Origin of the sequence: Streptomyces sp. NPDC056503 (assembly GCF_042794995.1) — a bacterium.
In the GTDB taxonomy this organism is placed as follows: Bacteria; Actinomycetota; Actinomycetes; order Streptomycetales; family Streptomycetaceae; genus Streptomyces.
The window spans coordinates 1-7,022 of the sequence record NZ_JBHTST010000225.1 but is presented as its reverse complement, the minus strand read 5'-3'; the positions used below and the strand labels follow the sequence as shown (position 1 = coordinate 7,022).

6 protein-coding genes and 1 pseudogene are annotated in these 7,022 nt (G+C 73.5%); 5 read left to right on the top strand and 2 right to left on the bottom strand.

All coding sequences use genetic code 11. The annotated features are described in order from the left end of the window. Positions 1-126: 126 nt before the first annotated feature. The 4 genes from ACFQ8C_RS36000 (at position 127) to ACFQ8C_RS35985 (ending at position 5,312) form a co-directional block, all read left to right on the top strand. Positions 127-2,292 (top strand): discoidin domain-containing protein, encoded by a 2,166-nt coding sequence (locus ACFQ8C_RS36000; protein ID WP_383466040.1) that lies wholly within the window; start codon positions 127-129, stop codon positions 2,290-2,292. Between the two features lie 148 nt (positions 2,293-2,440). Continuing rightward, positions 2,441-3,532 (top strand): DUF1996 domain-containing protein, encoded by a 1,092-nt coding sequence (locus tag ACFQ8C_RS35995; protein WP_383466038.1) that lies wholly within the window; start codon positions 2,441-2,443, stop codon positions 3,530-3,532. Between the two features lie 48 nt (positions 3,533-3,580). Continuing rightward, the gene (locus ACFQ8C_RS35990) at positions 3,581-5,014 is read left to right on the top strand and encodes a GH1 family beta-glucosidase (protein ID WP_383466036.1); all 1,434 of its coding nucleotides are present in this window, start codon (positions 3,581-3,583) and stop codon (positions 5,012-5,014) included. A gap of 127 nt (positions 5,015-5,141) precedes the next feature. Then, positions 5,142-5,312, top strand: coding sequence for a hypothetical protein (locus ACFQ8C_RS35985; RefSeq protein WP_383466034.1), 171 nt, complete (start codon positions 5,142-5,144; stop codon positions 5,310-5,312). 18 nt (positions 5,313-5,330) lie between these two features. Here the strand turns inward: ACFQ8C_RS35985 and ACFQ8C_RS35980 are convergent, their stop codons facing one another. Beyond that, the gene (locus ACFQ8C_RS35980; RefSeq protein WP_383466032.1) at positions 5,331-5,906 is read right to left on the bottom strand and encodes an HAAS signaling domain-containing protein; all 576 of its coding nucleotides are present in this window, start codon (positions 5,904-5,906) and stop codon (positions 5,331-5,333) included. Next, the gene (locus ACFQ8C_RS35975; RefSeq protein ID WP_383466030.1) at positions 5,903-6,274 is read right to left on the bottom strand and encodes a PadR family transcriptional regulator; all 372 of its coding nucleotides are present in this window, start codon (positions 6,272-6,274) and stop codon (positions 5,903-5,905) included. The genes ACFQ8C_RS35980 and ACFQ8C_RS35975 overlap by 4 nt, the downstream gene beginning before the upstream one ends. A gap of 125 nt (positions 6,275-6,399) precedes the next feature. Here ACFQ8C_RS35975 and ACFQ8C_RS35970 point away from each other — a divergent pair. Next, positions 6,400-7,022: pseudogene (locus ACFQ8C_RS35970) on the top strand (hypothetical protein); the annotation flags it as partial.

Sequence of the window (7,022 nt, the reverse complement as noted above, 5' to 3'; positions counted from 1 at the left end):
GCCCCCGCGGGCCCGCCCCCCCCGGGCGCCCCCCCCCCCCCCGGCCCCTTCCGGGCGGCGCTCCATGTCCCCGCCACGCCGCCCGGAAGGTGATCCCCTCCCTCCCCTCCCTGTCCAGGAGCCCCCATGACCACCGCACCGACCACACGGAGCCGGACCCGCGCCGCGGCCTCGCTCGTGTCCCTCGGCGCCCTGCTCGCCACCTCCCTGACGGCCCTCGCCGCCGCCCCCGCCTCCGCCGCCGAGACCCTGCTCTCCCAGGGGAGGACCGCCACCGCCTCCTCCACCGAGGGCGCCGCCTTCCCCGCCTCCGCCGCCGTCGACGGCGACGCCGGCACCCGCTGGGCCAGCCAGTGGAGCGACGGACAGTGGCTCCAGGTCGACCTGGGCCGCACCGCCACCGTCAGCCGGATCGTGCTGAGCTGGGAGGCCGCCCACGCGACCGCCTACGACATCCAGCTCTCCGACAACGGCACCGACTGGCGGACCGTGAAGTCCGTGACCGGAGCCGACGGCGGCACCGACGAGGTCGCCGTCACCGGCACGGGCCGGTACGTCCGCCTCCAGGGCGTCACCCGCTCCGGCGGATACGGCCTCTCCCTCTGGGAGTTCAAGGTCTACGGCGAGGAGGGCGGCACCCCGCCCCAGTCCGGCGGCGCCGTCCGCGTCACCGGGAGCCAGGGCAACTGGCAGCTCACCGTCGGCGGACAGCCGTACACCGTCAAGGGCGTCACCTGGGGCCCGTCCGTCGCCGACGCCGGCCGGTACATGCCCGACGTGAAGGCGATGGGCGCCAACACCATCCGCACCTGGGGCACCGACGGCTCCACCAAGCCGCTCCTCGACGAGGCCGCGGCCCGGGGCATCCGCGTCATGAACGGCTTCTGGCTCCAGCCCGGCGGCGGCCCCGGCTCCGGCGGCTGCGTCAACTACGTGACCGACACCGCGTACAAGACGAACATGCTGACCGAGTTCGCGAAGTGGGTCGAGACCTACAAGTCCCACCCCGCCACCCTCATGTGGAACGTCGGCAACGAGTCCGTCCTCGGCCTCCAGAACTGCTACTCCGGCACCGAACTCGAAGCCCAGCGCAACGCCTACACGACCTTCGTCAACGACGTCGCCAAGAAGATCCACTCCATCGACCCGGACCACCCGGTGACCTCCACGGACGCCTGGACCGGCGCCTGGCCCTACTACAAGCGCAACGCCCCCGACCTCGACCTGTACTCGATGAACGCCTACGGCGACATGTGCGGGGTCCGCGAGGACTGGGTCGAGGGCGGCTACACCAAGCCGTACCTCATCACCGAGACCGGACCGGCGGGGGAGTGGGAGACCCCGAAGGACGCCAACGGCGTCGCCGAGGAACCCACCGACGTGCAGAAGGCCGAGGGCTACACCCGCGCCTGGAACTGCGTCACCGGCCACCAGGGCGTCGCCCTCGGCGCCACCGTCTTCCACTACGGCACCGAGCACGACTTCGGCGGCGTCTGGTTCAACCTCCTGCCCGACGGCCTCAGGCGGCTCTCGTACTACGCCGTGAAGAAGGCGTACACGGGAAGCACCGCGGGCGACAACACCCCGCCGGTCATCACGAACATGACCGTCACCCCGTCCGGATCGGCCCCCGCGGGCGGCGAGTTCACCGTCCGCGCCGACGTCCGCGACCCCGACGGCGACCCCGTCACCACCAAGGTCTTCCTCAGCGGCAACTACGCCAACGGCGACAAGCGGCTGATCGAGACCCCCTACCGCCGCAACGCCGACGGCTCCCTCGCCGTCACCGCCCCGGCGAAGCTCGGGGTCTGGAAGGTGTACGTCCAGGCCGAGGACGGACGCGGCAACGCGGGCATCGAGACGAAGTCCGTGAAGGTCGTCGCCCCGCCGGTCGCCGGCACCAACCTGGCGCAGGGCCGCCCGACCACCGCCTCCTCCTCCCAGGCGTCGTACGGCGACTGCCCCTGCCCGGCGTCCCACGCCACCGACGGCAACCCGAACACCCGCTGGGCCAGCGACTGGAGCGACCCCCAGTGGATCCAGGTCGACCTCGGCGCCGTCCGGAGCTTCTCCCGGCTCCAGCTCGTCTGGAACCCGGCCTACGCCCGCTCCTACGAGGTCCAGGTCTCCGACGACGGCCAGAACTGGCGGACGATCCACACCCAGACCGCCGGCGACGGCGACGTCGACTCCATCGAGGCCGCGGCCACCGCCCGCCACGTACGGCTGCACCTGACCGCGCGCGGCACCGGCTGGGGCTACTCCCTCCACGAGTTCGGCGTCTACAGCTGACGACGCCGGGCCCACGAACGGGGGTGGCCGGGACCTGCGGAGGGACCCCGCCACCCCTGCACCGCCGCACGAAGCGCAACCGCCACCACACCAGTCGCGTGGCGTCCCCGCGTTCACGCGAAACCACCCCCATGGGCAGGAGATCCCCATGAGATCGAGTCCGAAGCGGCTCTCCGTACTCCTCGTCAGCACGGCCCTCATCGCCGGCGCCCTCGGCTTCGGCACGATGGCCTCGGCCACGGACCCGGACGGCGGCGTCCCGCCCGCCGTCGCCGCGGCCGTCAACCACACCGGGCACCAGATGGCCGCCTCCACCATGGCCTCGGGCGACGACGCCGACGGAGACGGGTACATCCCCGCCGACCCGCCGGTCACCGGCGTCACCCCGTCCACGGCCACCCCGCCCCCGGCCTACCACCACGAGTTCCAGGCCGGCTGCTCCGTGACCCACACCGCGCCGGACGACCCGATCGTCTACCCGGGCCAGTTCGGCAAGTCCCACGACCACACGTTCATGGGCAACACCTCCACCAACGCCTCCAGCACCACCGGCTCGCTCTACGGAGGCACCACCACCTGCAAGGCGCCGGCGGACGCCTCCGCGTACTGGATGCCCTCGCTGTACAAGGGCGACCAGAAGATCCTGCCCGTGGGCCCGCAGGTCATCTACTACAAGGCGGGCGTGACCGACTACCGGAGCGTGCGGCCCTTCCCCAAGGGCCTGCGGTTCGTCGTCGGCAACCCGATGCAGACCGAGCAGGAGTTCCGCGGCCACAAGGGCTTCGTCGAGGGCTGGGAATGCGGTGACAGCTTCTTCAACACCGACATCCCGGCGACCTGTCCGAGCCGGCCCGACGTCCAGCTCAACCTGCGCATGCAGGCGCCCAGCTGCTGGAACGGCCTGCACCTCGACACCCCCGACCACAAGAGCCACATGGCGTACCCGGTCGTGAAGCCCGGCACCAACGACAACATGTGCCCGGCCTCCCACCCGGTCGCCCTGCCGATGATCGAGTTCAAGATGGCGTGGCCGGTCAACGGCGACATGAGCCAGGTCCGCCTGGCCAGCGGCCGCGGCTACTCCTTCCACTACGACTTCTTCAACGCGTGGGAGGAGCGCACCCTCAAGGCACTGGTCGACCACTGCATCAACGGCGGCCTCCAGTGCGACACCCGGGGCTTCGACCTGTACCGCCCCGAGCGCGGCACGGTGCTGAACGCCGACCACCGCCTGCCCTGACCCGCCTGCCACCCCGCACCCGTACGCCTTCCACCGGAGCACCCACACATGCCTGCCGCCCGCCTCCCCGCCGCCCGCCTTCCCGACGCCCGCTTCCCCGACGACGACGCCCTGATCGCCCGCCTCCCGCCCGACTTCCGGGTCGGTGCCGCCACCTCCGCCTACCAGATCGAGGGCGCCGCCGCCGAGGACGGCCGGACCGCCTCCATCTGGGACACCTTCTGCCGCGTCCCCGGCGCCGTCGACAACGGCGACACCGGGGACACGGCCTGCGACCACTACCACCGGATGCCCGAGGACGTCGCGCTCATGGCGGACCTCGGGCTCGACACGTACCGCTTCTCCGTCTCCTGGCCCCGCGTCCAGCCCGGCGGCACCGGCCCCGCCAACCCGGCCGGCCTCGCCTTCTACGACCGGCTGGTCGACGAACTCCTCGGCCGCGGCATCACCCCCTGGCTGACCCTCTACCACTGGGACCTGCCCCAGGAGCTCCAGGACGCCGGCGGCTGGCCGGCCCGCGACACCGCCCACCGCTTCGCCGACTACGCCGCCCTCGTCCACGACCGGCTGGGCGACCGCGTCACCCACTGGACCACCCTCAACGAGCCGTTCTGCTCCGCGGTCCTCGGCCACGTCGAGGGCGTCCACGCGCCCGGCGGACGCTCCCTCGCCGACGGCGTCGCCGCCCTCCACCACCTGCACCTGGCCCACGGACTCGCCGCGCGACGGCTGCGCGCCGACGCCCGCCGGCCGCTCGACCTGGCCGTCACCCATCTGCTCGGCACCAGCGCCCCCGCCGGCGACACCCCCGCCGACCGCGAGGCCGCACGCCGGGCCGACGCCTTCGGGTTCCGCTTCTACCTCGACCCGATCCTGCGCGGCTCCTACCCGGAGGACCTGATCCGCGACCTCGCCGCACAGGGCGTCGCGATCCCGGTCCGCGACGGCGACCTGGAGGCCATCGCCACCCCGATCGACACCCTCGGCGTCAACTACTACCGCTCCATGAAGTCCTCCGGCACCGGCCCCGACGGCGCCACCACCGACGCCCGCGGCCTGCCCGTCACCCGCGGCCTCCCGCACGGCGGGCTGCCCGTCACCGGGCTCGGCTGGGAGGTGATGCCCCACGACCTCACCGCGCTGCTGCTCCGCATCGCCCGCGACTACCCCGGCACCCCCATGGTCATCACGGAGAACGGCGCCGCCTACGACGACGTCCCCGACGCCGACGGTCACGTCGACGACCACGAGCGCACCGCCTACCTCTCCGCCCACCTCGCCGCCGTCGCCCGCGCCCGCGAGGCCGGCGCCGACGTCCGCGGCTACCTCGCCTGGTCGCTCCTCGACAACTTCGAGTGGGCCTACGGCTACGCCCAGCGCTTCGGCCTCGTCCGCGTCGACTACGCGACCCAGACGCGCACGCCCAAGCGCAGCGCCCGGTGGCTGCGCGACACGGCCCTCCGGGTCCGCGGCTCGGCCTGAGCCCGGCGATTGCGGTCGGTCCCGGCTCGGCGGACGATGGAGTGAGGGCGGCCCCGACCGCCACGGCGGCGCCCGGCCCGCCCTCCTTCCACCGCGCCCCGAGCCGTGAAGGACCGAAGGAGACGTCATGGCCGAAGAGCAGGGCGACGCGCTCGCCGCCTGGACCCGACGACTGCTCAGCCTCGGTGACGGGATCTCGCCGGTGGACGCCAGGTCGTTCGTCCACGACCTCTACACCCACGCACAGGCCGACCTCGACGCGGAGCGCGCCGAGGCCGACTTCGTACGCGAGGAGTAGGCACCCCCCGGGGTGCCGTCAGTCGCGGAGCGCCCGCAGCAGGACCAGGGCGCCGACGACCGGCACGCCGACCGAGAACACGCCGATCAGCAGCACCTCCAGCGGCCCGAGCCGGCCTCCGGCCAGGAACAGTCCGCCGAGGAGCAGGAGCACGGGGACGGCCACGGCCGTGGCCGTCCCGACGCGCTTGTGCCGGGCGTCCCACAGCGGGGTCCTCCACAGCAGCGCGAGCCCGATCGCCAGGACCAGGGTGCCCGCGACGGGGGACGTCAGGACCAGCAGGCCGCCGAGCGCGGGGAGGGCCGCGACGAGCCGGGCGGCCTGCCGGCCGGCGAGCGGGCCCGTCGGCGCCGGAGGCGCGGCGGGGGCAGTGCGCGGCCCCTCCTCGGCGAGCGCGGACGCGGCCACCGTACGGGGTTCGCCGAGCTCGGCGAGGACGGCGCGGATCGCGGCGTCGTCCCGGGCCCCGCTCACCTCGACGTGCTCGCGGAGGTCCGCGAGGAGTTCGGCCCGGCGCTCGGCGGGGAGTTCCGCGGTCCCGCGGGCCACGGTGTCGAGGTAGGCCGCGACGAGCGGGTGGTCGGTGGCGTTCATGTGGTGTCCCCCTGCGGGTCGTTGAGGAAGTGGTCGACGGCGTTCCGGAAGTGCGGCCACGCCCCGGCGAACTCGGCGAGCGCGGTCCGGCCGAGGGCCGTCAGCGCGTAGTAGCGGCGCGGCGGCCCGCTGGGGGACTCGCGCAGCTCGGTGTCGACGAGACCCTCCCGCCGCAGCCGCGACAGCAGGGGGTAGATCGTGCCCTGACTGGTCGTCATCACGCTGACCGAGGAGAGCTCGGCGAGGAGTTCGACGCCGTACTTCGGCCCGTCCCTGAGCAGCGCGAGGACGCAGTACTCGAGGACTCCCTTGCGGAGCTGGCTGGGAACCCTGCCCCCCGCCTCGTTCATTGCGTTACCAGGAACCATGCAATGCAAGGTACTGCCCGACCGTGGCTTCCGGCAAGCCGTGACACGCCGTGGACCGACGGGAACCAGCCGCTCCGGTGGATCGTGTAAGGGAGGACGGACGCGCCGAGACGAGGGGAGACGTGGTGACGGCCAACGCGACGAGGATCGAGGGGGACAGCCTGCTGTTGGGGGACGGGGCGCGGGTGCGATTCATGCGCACGCTCCGGCTGCCCGAGAGCGGTACCCACCGGCTGCCCCCGGGGCTGGGCACCTTCCCGCTCCGCAGGGTCGAGGACTACCCGGACACCGTGCCCGAGCAGTGGCGGGCCAAGGGCGGCGTGATGCTGCCGGTCTACCTCCGCGAGGCGATGTGGCTCGGCTTCGCCGGCAGCCCGGAGCCCACGGCGCTCCAGATCGGCGTCGGCAAGGTCTGCGCGGTGTCCGGCGAGAAGTGGACCGGGAAGCTCTCCCGGCGCCCCCAGAACTACGTGGTGCTGCCCCGCCAGCCGTGGCTCGACGGCATCAACTCCGGCAAGGGCACGGTGCGCCAGTTCGTCGCCGTCCCGCTCGGCATGGGCGCCACGGTCGAGGGACAGGTCACCGGCGAGGAGACCGTCGGCGGCCTCCAGCTCCAGGCCTTCCCGCTCGCCCCGAAGCTCCGGGCCGCCTGGCGCGAGGAGCAGCGCCGCCTCGCCGAGGAGCGGGCCCGCCGCCTCGCCGCCGCGCCCCGGTCCTTCGGCGGCTACGGCGGCCCGCCCCCGATGCC